We start from the raw sequence: 15,583 nt of genomic DNA, 5'->3' as shown, positions 1-15,583 counted from the left end.
CACCGCTCACACGCCTCGATCCGTAGGAGCGGTGATGACCGACACCACCAGTCCGCCCACGCCCGGTACGGCGCCGAGCCCCTCCGTCGCGCCACGTCGCTCGTACGCCAAGTCGGCCGCCGACGAGAGCCTGGAGGACTACTCGCTGAGGTACGCGCCGCACTCGTTCCGCCGGTGGTCCCCGCTGTCCGTCGCCTCGACCGCGCTCGGCGGCATCGCCTACCTCGCGGACTACGCGATCGGCGCCGGGATCGTGATGTCGTACGGGTTCACCAACGCGCTCGCCGCGATCCTGGCCGCCGCGGTGGTGATCTTCCTGACCGGCATCCCGATCGCACGGGCCTGCGCGGCCAACGGCGTGGACATGGATCTGCTGACCCGCGGCTCCGGGTTCGGCTACTTCGGCTCCACCCTCACCTCGCTCGTCTACGCGAGCTTCACCTTCATCTTCTTCGCCCTCGAGGGCTCGATCATGGCGCAGGCCTTCCACGAGGTCCTGCACATCCCACTCCCGCTCGGCTATCTGATCACCACGCTGATCGTCATTCCGGTGGTGTTCAGGGGTATGACCTGGATCGCCAAGCTCCAGGCGTGGACCCAACCGCTGTGGCTGGTGGGCCTGGTCGGACCGTTCGTCATCCTGGCCGTGCACTCCCCGAGCACCTTCGGGGCCTTCACCCACTTCGGCGGCACGGCCGGTGTCGGCTCGGGCTTCACCCTGCTGGGCTTCGGTCTCGGCACCGGCGTGGCGCTCTCGCTGATCGCCCAGATCGGCGAGCAGGCCGACTACCTGCGCTTCATGCCCCGCCGGACGGCCGCCAACGCCCGCCGCTGGGACTTCGCGGTGCTCGCCGCCGGCCCCGGCTGGGTGGTGATCGGCGCGCTCAAGCAACTCGGCGGCGCACTGCTGGCGTTCAGCGCTCTGGCGGTGGTCGGCAACGCCCGGGCACTGGAGCCGATCGCCCCGTACGTCGAAGCGCTGCGGCCCTGGTTCGGCTCGGCGGCCCTGCCACTGGCGGGGCTGTTCGTGATCGTCTCACAGGTGAAGATCAACTCGACCAACGCCTACTCGGGCTCGCTCTCCTGGTCCAACTTCTTCTCCCGGCTCACCCACCGGCATCCGGGCCGCGTCTGGTACATCTTCCTCAACTGCGGCATCGCGTTGCTGCTGATGGAGATGAACATGTTCAGCGCGCTGAACTCGCTGCTGGGCTTCTACTCCAACGTCGCGATCGCGTGGATCGGCGCCGTCACCGCCGATCTCGTGATCAACAAGCCGCTCGGCCTCAGCCCGAAGTACATCGAGTTCAAGCGTGCCTACCTGCACCCGGTCAACCCGGCCGGCTTCGGGGCGATGTGCATCGCGGCCGCCGTGTCGATCGCCGCCTTCTTCGGCTGGTTCGGCGAGTACGCCAAGGCGTTCAGCCCGTTCATCGCGCTCGTCCTCGCGATGGCCTGCAGCCCGCTGATCGCCTGGGCCACCCAGGGCCGCTACTACCTGGCCCGCCCCAACCCCGACGCCGGTCACGCGGACGGCGGCCTCGGTGAGGACGCCGACATCACGGCCACCCGCGAGTGCACCGTCTGCGCCGGCTCCTACGAGGTGCCGGACACCGCACACTGCCCCTTCCACGCGGGCACCATCTGCTCGCTCTGCTGCAGTCTGGACGCCGAGTGCCACGACGCCTGCACCAGGGGAGCCGCCGCCGGCGGGCCGGTGCTGATCGGCCTGCCGACCGTGCGGGAGTGAGCGTCGGCCGCCCCGCGACCGGGGTCGTGGGGCGGCCGACGCCGGGGCACGGCGGTCGGGCCGTGCCCCGGCGAGGCGGCGGTGCCGGTCAGCCGTCCGGCCGGTGCCGGACGAGCGGGGCGCCGACGGGTCCACCCCGGCCGCGAGGCAGGGCAACCTCGGATGGACGGTGCGGCCGGGGTGGAGTGCGGGGGGCCGGCCCGGCGGCATGGCAGGCGCGCTGTCGCCGGACCGGCCGGTGAGGGTGGGTGGTGGTTCAGCGGGCAGCCGTCGGCGCGCCGGCGTGCGTGGCGGTGTGCAGGGGGGTGCGTCGGTGCGGGCGAGGACCTCCTCGACGGTCGTACCGGGTGCGGTCTCGACCAGGACGAGGCCGTCGGGGGTGACGTCCAGGACGGCGAGGTCGGTGATGACGCGGTGGACACAGGCCCGGCCGGTGAGCGGCAGGGTGCACTCCCGGACGATCTTGGGGGTGCCGCCCTTGGCGGTGTGCTCCATCAGGACGATGACACGGCGGGCGCCGTGGACGAGGTCCATCGCGCCGCCCATGCCCTTGACCATCCTGCCGGGGACCATCCAGTTGGCCAGGTCACCGGCGGCGGAGACCTGCATGGCGCCGAGCACCGCGGTGTCGATGTGGCCGCCGCGGATCATGCCGAAGGACAGGGCCGAGTCGAAGAAGGACGCGCCGGGCAGCACGGTGACGGTCTCCTTGCCCGCGTTGATCAGGTCGGGGTCGACCTCGTGCTCGGCGGGGCAGGGGCCGGTGCCGAGGATGCCGTTCTCCGACTGCAGGACGACGTGGACGCCGTCCGGCAGGTGGTTGGGGATCAGGGCGGGCAGGCCGATGCCGAGGTTGACGTACGTCCCGTCGGCGAGTTCGGCGGCCGCCCGGGCGGCCATCCGGTCGCGGGTCCAGGGCATCAGGCGTGCACCTCCGTGGTGGGCCGGGACGTCGTCCGCCGCTCGATGTCCTTGGCGGTGACCTGGGCGGGGGGCGGTTTCCATGCCCCAGGAGCCGCCGACTCCGGCCACCGCCTGGACCTGGGCCCGGCTGTCGACCGTGCTCTAGGCGGCAAGGGCCGCCAGGTAGGCACCGTCGGCATGGCCGAACAGGCCGATCCGCTCGGTGGCGGGGCCGAAGGCGGTGGCGTTCGTCCGCAGGAGGCGTACGAGGGCGCGCAGGTCGCGCAGTGCGTGGTCGTGCCGGGGGGTGCGGCGGGCGCGGACGGCGGCCACGGCGATTCCGTGGGCGGCCAGTTCCGACGCCCACGGGGTGGTCGCGGGGCGGTGCGCGGCGGCGTAGCCGGAGACGTCGATGACCAAGGCCGTACGTCTGCGGGGACGCCATCAGCATGCCGACCGCGTGGGCACCGGCGGACTGTCCGAAGAGCGTGACGTTCCCCGGGTCACCGCCGAACGCGGCGATGTTGCGCTGCACCCAGCGCAGGGCGGCGATCTGGTCCTGCAGGCCGAAGCCGCCGGAGCTTCCCGCCTCCCGGTCGAGCTCCGGCTGCGCCAGGAAGCCGAAGACTCCCAACCGGTAGTTCAGGCTGACGACCTCCACGCCCCTGGCGGCCAGCGCTGCCCCGTCGTACTTGGGATCGGCGGAGGAGCCGAACTGGAACCCTCCGCCGTGGAGCCGGACCATGACGGCTTTCGGCGGGCCCAGCCGCCGGGGTGGCTGCCAGACGTTGAGCGTCAGGCAGTCCTCGCTCATCGCCACCGACGGTGCGCCCGGCTGCTGGGTGCCCCAGCAGGCCGGCCCGAAGGCGTCGGCCGGACGCACGTCCTTCCAGGCCGGCGCCGGCCGGGGTGCCTTCCAGCGGAGCGGACCCACCGGCGCGGCGGCGTAGGGGATGCCCTTGTAGGCGGTCACGCCGTTCGCGTCCGGCGCCGCCCCTTGGACGAGGCCGGCGTCCGTCACGGCCACGCCCGACGGCAGCGCCGACGCGGAGACCGGGCTCAGCGTCACCGCCGCCGCCGTCACCAGCGACAGGGCCAGACCTGCGGCCGGAACGCTCGCCCATCGTGTTCGTTGTTGCATGCATGACTCCCAGGGTGGGGGGATCACTACGCGAACGACCGCACAGTGACCGGGAGTTGAGACACTAGAAGATCTTCCTCCGCCCTGTTCGGGGCGGTCTCATTGAGTGGCACGCCGATTTCCCCGACGGAGCCGACGCACGTCGGTCACCGAGCGCTTCGCGGACCGCGAGGCCCAACCCGAGACCCACCTGACCACCCGTTCCGACGACCGACGCTCGGCTACGACTCCCCGCACGGTCCGGTCCGGCCTGTTCGGTACGCCCGGTCCGGTCCGGCCGGACCGGTGCGGCCTAGGGTGGGCGGATGAAGACCATCGGCCTGATCGGCGGCATGAGCTGGGAGTCCACGGCGGAGTACTACCGCCTCCTCAACGAGCTGGTCCGTGAGCGGCTCGGCGGGCTGCACTCGGCGAAGTGCGTGCTGTACTCGGTCGACTTCGCCGAGATCGAGCGGCTGCAGAGCGAGGCCCGCTGGGAGGAGGCCGGCGAGATCCTCGCCGGCGCCGCGCGGTCACTGGAGGCAGCCGGCGCCGAGCTGGTGCTGATCTGTACGAACACCATGCACAAGGTCGCCGACCAGGTCGCCGCCGCGGTCACCGTCCCGCTGCTGCACCTCGCCGACACCACCGCGGCGGCCGTCCGTGCGGCGGGCCTTCGGCGCGTCGGCCTGCTGGGCACCGCGTTCACGATGGAGCAGGACTTCTACCGGGGCAGGCTGGCCGGCCACGGCCTCGACGTCCTGGTGCCGGAGGCCGGCTCCCGGGCCGTCGTCCACCGGGTGATCTACCAGGAGCTCTGTCTCGGCATCGTCCGTGAGGACTCCCGCGCCGCCTACCGCGCCGTCATCGACGAGCTGGTGGTGGCGGGCGCCGAGGGGATCGTGCTCGGCTGCACCGAGATCGAACTGCTCGTCCGCCCGGAGGACAGCCCCGTCCCGGTGTTCCCCACCACCCGGCTGCACGCCGAGGCCGCCGTCGCCGCCGCCCTGGACCGGCAGCGGTAGTCCCGCACCGCCCCGACGACAGCTGCCGAGCGCAGACCAGGTTGCGGTGCCGCTCGGAGCCCGTACCGCCACGCCTGCCTGCGGCACCCGGCCGACCGTCATCCGCCGGCCGCGCAGGTCATCGCGCGCAGCGTGGCCGCCATGTTCCGCCGCAGCTCGGCGAGCCGGCCGGTGACCACGTCGTCCGCCCGGCCGGGGCTTCGCTCCGAACCGACCCGCAGGCCGGTCAGCCCGGGGCCGTGGACGAACGTGTGGGTCACGGTGGTCCCCCCGCCGGCCGGCCGCAACCCGTAGCGCCAGAGCGAGCCGGGCCGGTCGACGACCCCGTCGTCGTCGAGCACCACCCAGGCGAACACGGACGGCCGGTCCGCCTCGGTGACCACGCACTCGACGGTCGCGACGAAACCGTCGCGGTACTCGTTGCGTGCCCGGAAGCGGTCCCCCGCACGCGGCCTGTCACCCTCCCGCCGTGTCCAGTGGGCCCCGACGCACTCCGGGCTCCACTCGCCGATCCGGGTCACGTCGCTCACCAGGTCCCAGAGCTGCTCGGGCGGCAGATCCACGGTCAGCTCCACCTCGGTGGTGGCACCCGTGACGAGGTCGTCCATGGTCATCTCCGTTCGTCGGTACCCGCTGCGCGCCGTCGGCGGTACCCCGGACCGCTGCACCGGAGTCGTCCGACGGCGGCGGCGCACCGTACGGACGGACCGTCAGTGTGCGACGGCGATCGGCGTCGCGTCCAACGGCTCCGGGCGGCCGCGCGCCTGCCACCCCCGCCCCGGCCCCGGCCCCGACGCACCCCGGCACCCCCGGCACCCGCGAGCGCCCGGCAGGGGCGGCCGGGCCGCTGAGCGCGGCCGTCCTCAGCCCACCCCGATCCGCAGCGGAGTCAGCCGGGTGGCGACCAGGTTGGTGGCGCCGTGGTCGCGTTCGACGTGGCCGTGGATGAGCAGACCCGCCCGGTCGAGCGCGGTACGGCGCTGCGACTCCCAGACCGGGCGGCTGCAGATGACGTTGATCAGACCGGTCTCGTCCTCCAGGCTGATGAAGAGCACTCCGCCTGCTGTGGGCGGTCGTTGACGGTGCGTCACCAGTCCCCCGACCACGACCGGGGTGCCCGGCGCCGTGGTCAGCAGTTCGGCGGCGCACAGTGCGCCGCCGTGATCCAGGGCGGCACGCAGGTGCTGCATGGGGTGGCTGGTGGCGGAGGCGCCGGTGGCCCAGAGGTCGGCGATGGTCTCCTCGACGGGAGTCATCGCGGGCAGCGGGGGCGCCGTGGTGCCGGGGGTGGTGCCGGGGAGAGTACCGGCGCTGCTTCCGGCGAGTGCGCCTGCGGACCACAGAGCCTGGCGCCGGGTCAGGCCGAAGCATCCGAAGGCCCCGGCGGTGGCCAGTGCCTCCAGCGCGGGGGCGGGCAGTCCGGTGCGGCGGGCGAAGTCCTCCAGGTCGGCGTACGGCTGCCCGGCCGCGATCGCCTCGGCCTGCGGGGCGCCGATGCCGCGTACGGTGTCCAGGCCGAGGCGGATCGCGGGCTGCGGATGGCCGGCGGTGATCGGCGGGGGCGGCGGCGGCGCGTCGTCGGGCTCCAGCGAGGGCCCGGCGGAGCTCGCGTTGGCGTCCACCCCACGGACCCGCACACCGTGTCGGCGGGCATCGGCGATCAGGCTCAACGGCGAGTAGAAGCCCATGGGTTGGTTGGCCAGCAGCGCGCATCCGAAGGCCGCCGGGTAGTGGTACTTGAACCAGGCGCTGGCGTACACCAGATAGGCGAAGCTGATGGCGTGCGACTCCGGGAAGCCGTAGTTGGAGAAGGCCTCGATCTTGGTGTAGACGTCCTCGGCGACGTCCTGCGGGATACCGCGCTCCGCCATGCCCGACAGCAGCCGCTCCCGCAGTCGGGCGACCCGTTCGTGGGAGCGTTTGGAGCCCATCGCCTGGCGCAGCCGGTCCGCCTCGGCCGGGGTGAATCCGGCGCAGTCGATGGCCAGTTGCATCATCTGCTCCTGGAACAGCGGCACCCCGAGGGTCTTGCCGAGCGCGTTCTCCATCAGCGGGTGCGGACAGCCGGCCGGCTCGACCCCGGCCCGACGGCGCAGGTACGGGTGGACGGAACCGCCCTGGATCGGCCCGGGCCGGATCAGCGCCACCTCGACCACCAGGTCGTAGAAGTGGCGCGGACGCAGTCGCGGCAGCGTGGCCATCTGGGCGCGCGACTCGACCTGGAAGACGCCGACGGTGTCGGCCCGGCAGAGCATCGCGTAGACGCCCTCGTCCTCGTCCGGGATGCTCGCCAGATCGTAGCGCTCACCGTGGTGGCGGGCGATCAGGTCACTGGTGTCGTGCAGGGCGGCGAGCATGCCGAGGCCGAGCAGGTCGATCTTGACCAGCCCGGCGCCGGCCGTCGAGTCCTTGTCCCACTGCAGGACGGACCGGCCGGGCATCCGGGCCCACTCGGTCGGGCAGACCTCCCCGATCGGCTCGCGGGTGAGCACCATCCCCCCGGAGTGGATGCCCAGGTGACGCGGAAGTCCGTGCAGTTGCCGGGCGAGGGCGACCACGTCGTCCGGGATGACTGCGTCCGCACCGGGTGGGGCGTGGAAGTCGCTCTGCCGGGTGAACGCCTCGATCTGGCCGGCCGGGTAGCCGAGCACCCGGGCGGCGTCGCGCAGGGCGAGCCGTGGGCGGTAGGTGATCACGTTGGCGACCTGGGCGGCGTGCTCGCGCCCGTACCGCCGGTAGACGTACTGGATGACCTCCTCGCGGCGGCGGTTCTCGATGTCCAGGTCGATGTCGGGCGGCCCGTCGCGGGCCACGCTCAGAAAGCGTTCGAACAGCAGCCGGTAGCGGATCGGGTCGACGGCGGTGATCCCGAGGGCGTAGCAGACCGCCGAGTTGGCGGCCGAGCCACGCCCCTGGCACCAGACACCGGTGTCCCGGCAGAAGGCCACGATGTCGTGGACGATGAGGAAGTACCCTGCCAGGTCGAGCTCTTCGATGACGTCGAGCTCGCGGAGCAGCTGCTTGCGGGCCGCCTCGTTCCCGGCGCCGAAGCGAGCCGGTCCGCTCTCCGCGACCAGGGCCCGCAGGTGGCTGATCTCGGTGTGGCCGTCGGGCACCGGGAAGCCCGGCAGCTTGGGCTCCAGGCCGCCGAAGTCGAAGGCGCAGGCTCGGGCGAGCTCGACGGTGGCCTGTTGGACGCCCGGGTAGCGGGCCAGCCGGGCCGCCATCTCCCGGCCGGAGCGCAGGTGGGCGGTGCCGGCGGCCTGGGTCCAGCCGGCCGCCTCCCGCAGGGTGCGGCGGCCGTGCAGGGCGGCGAGGCTCTGGGCCAGTCGTCCCTGGGCGGGCGAGGCATGGTGGGCGTTGGTGGAGGCGACCGACGGCAGTCCGGTCCGGGCGGCCAGCGCGGCCAGCGCGTCGTTGCGCCGGTCGTCGCCGGGAAGGCGGTGGTCGGTGAGTTCGACGAAGACGTTTCCACGGCCGAACATCTCCTCCAGATAGCGCAGTTCGCGCTCGGCGGCCTCGGCTCCACCGGCGTCCAGCGCGGCCCGTACCCGGCCCTTGCGACAGCCGGTGAGCACCGCCCAGTGACCGTCGTGCGCCCCGGCGAGGAGGGATCTGTCGTACACCGGACGGTTCTTGACCCCGCCGGCGAGCTGCGCCGCGCTGATCGCGGACGACAGCCGGCGGTACCCGGCCTGGTCGCGGGCCAGCACCAGCAGATGCTCGTCCGGGCCGAGGCTCAGCTCGGCGCCGAAGACCGTGCCGACCCCCGCCTCCCGGGCCGCATCGGCGAAGCGCACCACTCCGTACAGGCCGTCGTGGTCGGTCAGCGCCATGATCTCGGTGCCGAGCCGGGCCGCCTCGGCGACCAGGGCCTCGGGGTCGCTGGCACCGTCCAGAAAGCTGAAGGCCGAGTGGACGTGCAGTTCGGCCCAGGGCGCCGCCTCCGCGAGCGCGCCGGAGGAATCGGGAGGACCGGAAGGACCGGAAGGCTGCTCCGGACGGCGTAGCGGCAGGGGCACGACCTCGCCGCCCGCCGGGCCGGGCGGCCGGTGGCCGGCCAGGCGCCGGTGCAGCTCCTGCCAGGGGAGCGAGGGGTGACTGGTGAATCCCATCGCGGGTGGTGCTCCGTCTCGGGGGGTGTCGAAAATCGTCGCGTCGCGAGCCCTGGTGGCCCCCCGGCCCGGTTCTGTGGTGTGCGGTGGTCGTGGGTCGCGGGTTCTCCTGCTTCGTCGGTGTCGGTGGTGTTGGTGGTGTTGGTGGTGTCGGTGGTGCCGGTGGGCCGGGTCGGCCCGTGGCCGTCCGTCGTGGCCCGTCAGTCGTGGCCGTCGGTCGTGGCCCGTCAGTCGTGGCCCGTCAGTCGTAGGCGGCCTCCACGAACCACTGGCCGGCTTCCACGGTCAGCAGCAGGGCACGGCCGTCCGCGACCGCGACCTGGAAGCGCGCCCGGCGGCGGTGGAGGCCCGGATCCCACCAGTACTCGACCGAGGGCCACGGCCCGGTCCAGCCGGTCACCTCCACTTCCCTTCCCTGCAGGGTGATCCGGGCCGGTGCGGCGGACACCCCGGCCCGGCCGTCGACCGAGACCGGCAGCCCCAGCGCGTCCAGCACCGTGACCGGCACCGGCCGTCGGGGAACCACCGGCGGCGGCGGGTCCTCGATCCGCCCGGGCCAGGGGGCGTCCTCCGGCGCCGACGGCTCGTGCACCTCGCCCCAGGGCACCCGGACGACCCGCTCCTGCGGCCCCCGGCCGCCGGCCTGCTCGATCCGGCGCAACCCGGCATGTCCGAGCACCGCTTGCACCCGGGCCACCGCGCGCTCCACCCGGTCGTCGATGACGGCCTGGCCCCAGAGCGCCAACTGCCTGCCCTGATCGGGGACCAGGCCGTCCGGGACGAGCCGCAGCGCGGCGAAACCTGCCGCCGGATCGGGCGTGCCGAGCGGATCGGGCGTGCCGACGGGGTCGGACGCCACGGCCCGGTCGCCGGACGCCACGAACGTCCCGGCGCCCTGCCAGGCCTGGAGCTGCCAGCGCACCCGTTCGGCCAGCGCGGTCGCGGACAACCGGCCCTCGTGCCGCCACAGCCGTGAAACCGTGCGGCCGTCGGCGCAGACCACCTCGACGGCCACCCGCTGACAGGTCAGCCCGACCGAACCGAGCATGCCGTGCAGCCGCTCGGCCAACATCCGGGCGACGAACACCAGGGGCTCGGCGAGCAGCTCGGGCGGGTCGAAGAGCTGTTCGGCGGTGAGGTCCAGCCCCTCGGGCCGGGGAGCCAGTGGGCGTGCCTGCAACCCGCGGGCCAGCCGGTGCGCCGCCGTCCCGGTCGGCCCGAAGCGGTCGGCCACGGCCGGCCCGGGCAGCGTGGCGAACGCCCCCACGGTGGGGATGCCCAGGCGCTCCAGCAGGGTGGCCAGCTCCTCGTCGCCGAGCGCCGCCACCGGGTACGGGGCCAGGAACTCCGCCGTCCGCCCGACCGGCACGAACAGGCCGGCCCGAGCCGCCAGCACGGCGGCGAACAACCCGTCGGCCACACCGACGCGGCTGAGCGGAGGACCGGACGGCGGGCTCGGGACCGTCCGTGAAGCCTCCTCCGGGGCCGGGGCAGGGGCAGGGGCAGGGGCAAGGGGAGAAGAGGCAAGGGCAGGACGGGGGGAAGGAGACGGCGGGGCCGGGTCGGGCGCGCGGACCACCCGGAGCCGGGGCCGTCCCGGCGTGGCGCTCCCTGGCTCGGAGTCGTCGGGATCGGGAACCCGGACGGGCCCGTCACCGAGGCCGTCACCGGGGCCGTCAGCGGGGCCGTCAGCGGGCTCGGTGTCCGACCGCGCCGACCCGGCTGCCGGCTCCGGCTCCGGGCCCGGGCCCGGGCCGGACCCGAGATCCGTCTCCCGCTCCCTTTCGGCTCGAAGCTCTTCGGCCGCCGCTGCCCAGCCCTGGGCCAGCGCGTTCGCCACCGCCTCGTGCACCCGGGCCGTCAGTGCCTCCTCGCCACCGAAGTAGCGGCTCGGCCCCTTGACCGGAATCGCACACAGGCCCGGTCGCAGCACCTCCACCCGGGGAGTGAACGCCTCCACCGCCGCGACGACCGGTTCGAACCGGCGGGTCTCCGCCTCCGGGTCGCGGTCCCGCAGCTCGAGCTCGGGGCAGAGCCGCTGGGCCAGCCGCAGACGCTGCCCCCGCCGGACGCCGGCCGCCCTGGCCGGCTCCGAACAGGCCAGCACCCGCCCGGCGACCGCCACCGCCACCGGCCGGTGCTCGTCCGCGTCGGAGCGTGCGGTGGCGACGACCGGCCAGTCCGGACACCAGACCACCAGCACGCGGGGCGTCCCCGTCTCACTGCCGGCCATGTCACACCACCGCCAGGTGTTCGGGGACCGCCCCCGCCGCCAGGCCCTCCCCCGGTCCCGCACCCGCCGAACCCACGCCCATCGAACCCACGCCCATCGAACCCGCGCCCGCCGAACCTGTACCGACTGCCGGGCCGGTGCCGGTCGCCGCACCGCTCTCGACCGCCCGTACCGCTCCGTGTTCGTCCGGCAGCCAGAGCCGGGCCGTACGGCTGCGCGCTGCCGCACCGCGTCCCTCCGCCAGCACCTCCACCTGCCGCCCGGCCAGCTGCCCGTGACCCGCGCCGAGTCCGACCCAGCCACCGGACCGGACGCTGAGCCGCAGCCCGGCGCCCGGCCAGGGCCCGGCCACCAGCAGCACGCAGCCGCTGCGCCGCAGGATGGCCGCCAGGCGGGCCGCCAGCTGCGGCGGCACCGGACCGTCCGGACGCAGCATGATCAGCCCGACCGCGCCGGCCAGTGCCGACACCACCTCGGCCCAGTGCGGGCCCGGATCATCGGCGACCAGCAGTCGGCGCAGGTCGAAGCCGTAACCGGCGGCAGCGGCGAGCCCGAGATCGGGGAGCCCCACTGCGGCGGACCACCCGCCGCCCACCGCCTCCCCGACGCTCCCGGCGGCCCCGGCTCCGCCGGCGCCCAACGCGAGCAGCAGCCCGGTGTCCCCGGGCACCGACACCGCGCTCCCGCGCCGCAGAGCTCCGTCGGGGAGCAGCGGAGCCAGGGCGGGCAGCACCGGCAGCAGGCCGCCCCCGGCCGGGGTGGCCGGCCGGAGCGTCTGCTGCAGGAGCGCGGAATCGAAAGTGGACACACCCCCAGGATCGAACATCTGTTCGTAAAGATTCAAGTCCGATTCCGCCACCCCCTCTGTCACCCTGTGTGACGTGACCAGCAATGACAGGTGCAAAAGTGTCGATGCACCTGTCGTCTGATCGTGGAATCCGCGCACCCCCCGGGGCCCCGCACGGGAGCCCGCAGGACGCCTGCAGGACGCCTGTAAGACGCCCACGGCACCCGAATGCCCCGGGGCCCCGACGGACCGGCCCGCACTCCCCGACCCCCCGGCCCGGCCGACACCGGCCCCGGCGCCGCCCAGGACCCGCCCCCGTTCGGCCCCGGCGGACGAGCCGTCGACGGACCGACCGTCAGGAGGTCTCGCACCAGGGCACGATGCGCCCCGGAGTGGATCGGCCCGGAACGGACCGGCCCGGAACGGATCGCCGCGTCGTCCCGTACCAACCGCGACTGCGACTGCGACTGCGACTGCGACTTTGACCGCGGCCGTGGCCCGTACTGCTGCGCGGCCCGAGTCCAGGGGCGTACGTCACCCTGGAAGCCTTCGTCCCCCTGCTGCTGGACACCGCCCGCCGGGCACGGGGCACCCTCGCCACCCGCGCGGTGGGCGAGCCGCACCCTCCTACGCCGAACCGGTCCCGGAAAGACCGCCGGAGCACGGCGGCGTCCGCCGACCACCGGGGCGCCTCACATACGGGGATGTCACGTACGGGCGGCAACGGGTCGGCCGGGGGTGGGCCGTGCTGGTCGCAGCCGCCGGAGAGGCCGTGACCAGCACTCGCCGCACGGACCTGCTAGGAGTCGGTCCCGTTGCCCGAGCCGACGATGTTGTCGTCGAAGGCGTCGAAGATGTCGTACCCGGCGACCTGGTTCCCGTCGCCGATGATCACCGCGTAGGCGGCGGAGTCGCCCTCCTCCGAGGAGGACATGCCGCCCCCCAGAGCCGCGGCGCCGTTGCCCGAGCCGACGATGTTGTCGTGGCCCGCGTTGAAGATGTCGTCGCCGGCGACCTGGTTGTCGTCGCCGATGATGACGGCCGCGCCGGTGGAGTCCGCGAACGCGACAGCAGGCTGGCCGAGAATGCCCGCCGCAGTGATCAGGAGTGCCGCGGCCTTGACGATTCGGTTCATTTCCATCCTTTCCTGGACTGTGTCATGGCGAGATTAGGCTCGATTCCGCTTTTCGCCCGGGACCTTCCCCCGACTGGCGTGTTGTCAGTTCCACCGCTCCACAACGGTGACCGAAAAGCCGGCGACGGCGACAGGCCATCAGAGATCGTGTACCAACCGTAAAATGCGCCGAACGGCGTGCCCGACTCCCGATCGGCCCGTCCTTTGTCAAAGTCCGCTGTTGGCCCGCCTGTCCGGATCCGGGCCTGCTGCCGGCCCGGCCCCGGCCCCGGCCCCGGCGGGCGAACCTCCGGGGCGGGGCCGGGAGTCGGGCCCGGATCCGGCCTCAGCGACGGGTGGTCAGGCCGTACCCGTACGCGAACAGCGGGTCGTACACCTTGTCGCCGACGTTGACGGGCTCCTGGGCCTCGCTGCGCGGCCAGCTGACGGGGAGCTTTCCGGTGAAGGCGCGCTTGCCGAACAGCACGTCGGAGACGCCCGCCCCCTCGCTGCCGGGCAGCCAGGACATCACGAACGCGTCGATGCCGGGCAGTTCGTCGGTGATGATCTGCGGGCGGCCGGCCACGTCCAGCACCACACAGGTCCTGATCGCCCCGCAGACCTTGTCGATCGCGGCGCGGTCGGCGGCCGAGATGTCCAGGGTGTGGCCGTTGCCGACGTCGCCGACGCCCTCGGCGTACGGGGTCTCGCCGATCACCACGACGCCGACGTCGTAGCCGTCGGTCGGGGCGGAGGCGTCGGCGCTGTAGGTGGTCTGCGCGGCGTTCTGCCGGATGCCCTGCAGGATCGTCGTACCGGGGATGGTGCTGCCCGATCCGCCCTGCCAGGTGACCGTCCAACCGCCGGCCTGGTTGCCGATGTCGTCGGCGTTGACGCCGGCCACGTAGATCCGCTGGGAGGACGTGAGCGGCAGCGCGCGGTGGTCGTTCTTCAGCAGCACCTGCGACTCGGCGACGGCCTTGCGGGCCACCGCCCGGTGCTCGGCCGACCCGATGGTGGCCGCGTTCGTGCGGTCGGTGTAGGGGTGTTCGAACAGGCCCAGCTCGAACTTGGCACGCAGGATCCGGCGCACGGCGTCGTCGATCCGGGCCGTCGGCACCCGGCCCGCCTGCACCTCGGCGAGCAGCGTCTGCTCGAACTGCGCCGCACTGTACGGCTCCATGAACATGTCGAGGCCGGCGTCGACGGCCGTACGGACCTGGGTGGCGTAGTCGCCGGGCAGTTGGTGGATCGCCTCCCAGTCGCTCACCAGGAAGCCGTCGAAGCCGATCTTCTGCTTGAGGACGTCGGTCATCAGCTCCTTGTTCGCGCTCATCTTGACCGGGTTGCCGACGCCGTCCTCGGTCCAGTCGACGCTGGAGTAGGAGGGCATGATGCTGCCCACGTCGTGCTGCCGGACCGCCTGGACGTACGGGGCGAGGTCGATCTTCCGGAAGTGCTCGCGGTCGGTGACGGTCACGCCCTGGTCGAGCTTGTAGGTGCCGCTGGTGGAAGTGCCGTAGGTGGTGTCGCCGTCACCGGCGAAGTGCTTGGCCGTGGCCAGGACACGGTCGGGGTGGGAGAGATCCCTGCCGCCGTCGCCCTGGAAGCCGTCGATCGCGGTCTCCATCCGGGTGACCAGGTCCGGGTCCTCGCCGTAGCTCTCGTAGGTGCGCCCCCAGCGGTCGTCGCGGGCCACGCAGATGCAGGAGGCGAACACCCACTGCGGGCCAGTCGCCCGGGTCTCGGTGGCCGTGATGTGCGCGGCCTGCTCCACCAGAGCCGGGTCGCGGGTCGCGCCCAGCGCGATGTTGTGCGGGAAGACGGTCGCGCCGACCAGGTTGTTGTCGCCGTGCACCGAGTCGATGCCGTACAGCAGCGGGATGTGCAGCCGGGTGTCGAGGGCGTGCTTCTGGTAGCCGTCGATCATGTCCGCCCAGGCCGCGGGCGTGTTCGGGGTCGGCGTCGAACCGCCGCCGGAGAGCAGCGATCCGAGGGCCAGCCCGGTGATCTGCGTCTGGTCCCCGTTGACGGAGTTGCGCTCGGCCTGCGTCATCTGGCCGACCTTCTCCTCGATCGTCATCCGGCCGAGGAGATCCCTGATCCGCTGCTCCACCGGGAGCCTCGGGTCGAGGTAGGGCGCGACCCGGTCGCCGGCGTGCAGCGGCGCGGCCTGGGCCGCCGTGACCGGCACCGCGCCGACGGCCAGCGTGGTGGCGGCGAGCAGGGCGCCGGCGAGCAGGTGACGCCGACGGGCCGGGCGGCTCGGGCGGCTCGGGCCGTCGGTGGTGCGGCTGGGGAGGAACTTCACAGGTGTCTCTCCGTCTCGCGGGCGGGGTGGCGGGCGCGCGCAGCGGCCCGGCCGGTGACGCCCGGACAGTGGCACCCGGACGGGGCGCCGCCGGAGCCCGGGCCGGTGCGACGGCTGAAATGAAAGCAGACCTACCAACCACTTGGTAAGTATGGTGCGGGCCCTTTTTTCAGGCCATGACAAATCTGCAGGCCCGGCGCCCGCCGAGGCGCGAACGGGGTGCCC

8 protein-coding genes and 3 pseudogenes are annotated in these 15,583 nt (G+C 73.4%); 2 read left to right on the top strand and 9 right to left on the bottom strand.

What is annotated here, in order from left to right:
- Positions 1 to 34: 34 nt before the first annotated feature.
- Positions 35 to 1,750 carry a cytosine permease gene (locus tag OG823_RS27100; RefSeq protein WP_371482583.1) on the top strand — a complete coding sequence of 572 codons (1,716 nt, stop codon included), beginning with the start codon at positions 35 to 37 and terminating at the stop codon, positions 1,748 to 1,750.
- 303 nt (positions 1,751 to 2,053) lie between these two features.
- Here the strand turns inward: OG823_RS27100 and OG823_RS27095 are convergent.
- The 3 genes and pseudogenes from OG823_RS27095 to OG823_RS27085 all read right to left on the bottom strand — a co-directional run.
- Positions 2,054 to 2,671, bottom strand: a pseudogene (locus OG823_RS27095) (3-oxoacid CoA-transferase subunit B); the annotation flags it as partial.
- Between the two features lie 144 nt (positions 2,672 to 2,815).
- Positions 2,816 to 3,073, bottom strand: coding sequence for a hypothetical protein (locus tag OG823_RS27090; protein WP_371482581.1), 258 nt, complete (start codon positions 3,071 to 3,073; stop codon positions 2,816 to 2,818).
- A 49-nt stretch (positions 3,074 to 3,122) separates the two neighbouring features.
- Positions 3,123 to 3,794: pseudogene (locus OG823_RS27085) on the bottom strand (carboxylesterase family protein); the annotation flags it as partial.
- Between the two features lie 305 nt (positions 3,795 to 4,099).
- Between OG823_RS27085 and OG823_RS27080 the strand changes: the two are divergent.
- Positions 4,100 to 4,798: an aspartate/glutamate racemase family protein gene (locus OG823_RS27080; RefSeq protein ID WP_371482579.1), complete on the top strand. Its 699-nt coding sequence runs from the start codon at positions 4,100 to 4,102 to the stop codon at positions 4,796 to 4,798.
- A gap of 98 nt (positions 4,799 to 4,896) precedes the next feature.
- On the opposite strand, the gene OG823_RS27075 is transcribed toward OG823_RS27080, so the two are convergent.
- The 6 genes and pseudogenes from OG823_RS27075 to OG823_RS27050 form a co-directional block, all read right to left on the bottom strand.
- Complete coding sequence (locus tag OG823_RS27075) at positions 4,897 to 5,406, bottom strand: SRPBCC family protein (protein WP_371482578.1); 510 nt, start codon at positions 5,404 to 5,406, stop codon at positions 4,897 to 4,899.
- A gap of 255 nt (positions 5,407 to 5,661) precedes the next feature.
- On the bottom strand, positions 5,662 to 8,913 hold the full coding sequence (locus OG823_RS27070) for an error-prone DNA polymerase (protein WP_371482576.1): 3,252 nt from the start codon (positions 8,911 to 8,913) through the stop codon (positions 5,662 to 5,664).
- A gap of 241 nt (positions 8,914 to 9,154) precedes the next feature.
- Positions 9,155 to 11,146, bottom strand: a complete 1,992-nt coding sequence (locus OG823_RS27065) for a hypothetical protein (protein ID WP_371482575.1) — start codon at positions 11,144 to 11,146, stop codon at positions 9,155 to 9,157.
- A 1-nt stretch (position 11,147) separates the two neighbouring features.
- Positions 11,148 to 11,954: a hypothetical protein gene (locus tag OG823_RS27060; protein WP_371482574.1), complete on the bottom strand. Its 807-nt coding sequence runs from the start codon at positions 11,952 to 11,954 to the stop codon at positions 11,148 to 11,150.
- Positions 11,955 to 12,732: 778 nt separating this feature from the next.
- Complete coding sequence (locus OG823_RS27055; protein WP_371482573.1) at positions 12,733 to 13,068, bottom strand: hypothetical protein; 336 nt, start codon at positions 13,066 to 13,068, stop codon at positions 12,733 to 12,735.
- A 325-nt stretch (positions 13,069 to 13,393) separates the two neighbouring features.
- Positions 13,394 to 15,358 (bottom strand): annotated as a pseudogene (locus tag OG823_RS27050) (glycoside hydrolase family 3 protein); the annotation flags it as partial.
- Between the last annotated feature and the right edge of the window lie 225 nt (positions 15,359 to 15,583).

Origin of the sequence: Kitasatospora sp. NBC_00315, from assembly GCF_041435095.1 — a bacterium.
Classification (GTDB): Bacteria; Actinomycetota; Actinomycetes; order Streptomycetales; family Streptomycetaceae; genus Kitasatospora.
Note: the sequence above shows the minus strand (reverse complement) of the source record. Positions and strands in the feature narration are given on the sequence as shown.

Coding starts and splice junctions, on each gene's coding strand:
- OG823_RS27080 (WP_371482579.1), top strand. CDS start 4,100: ATGAAGACCATCGGCCTGATCGGCGGCATGAGCTGGGAGTCCACGGCG.
- OG823_RS27100 (WP_371482583.1), top strand. CDS start 35: ATGACCGACACCACCAGTCCGCCCACGCCCGGTACGGCGCCGAGCCCC.
- OG823_RS27055 (WP_371482573.1), bottom strand. CDS start 13,068: ATGAACCGAATCGTCAAGGCCGCGGCACTCCTGATCACTGCGGCGGGC.
- OG823_RS27065 (WP_371482575.1), bottom strand. CDS start 11,146: ATGGCCGGCAGTGAGACGGGGACGCCCCGCGTGCTGGTGGTCTGGTGT.
- OG823_RS27070 (WP_371482576.1), bottom strand. CDS start 8,913: ATGGGATTCACCAGTCACCCCTCGCTCCCCTGGCAGGAGCTGCACCGG.
- OG823_RS27075 (WP_371482578.1), bottom strand. CDS start 5,406: ATGGACGACCTCGTCACGGGTGCCACCACCGAGGTGGAGCTGACCGTG.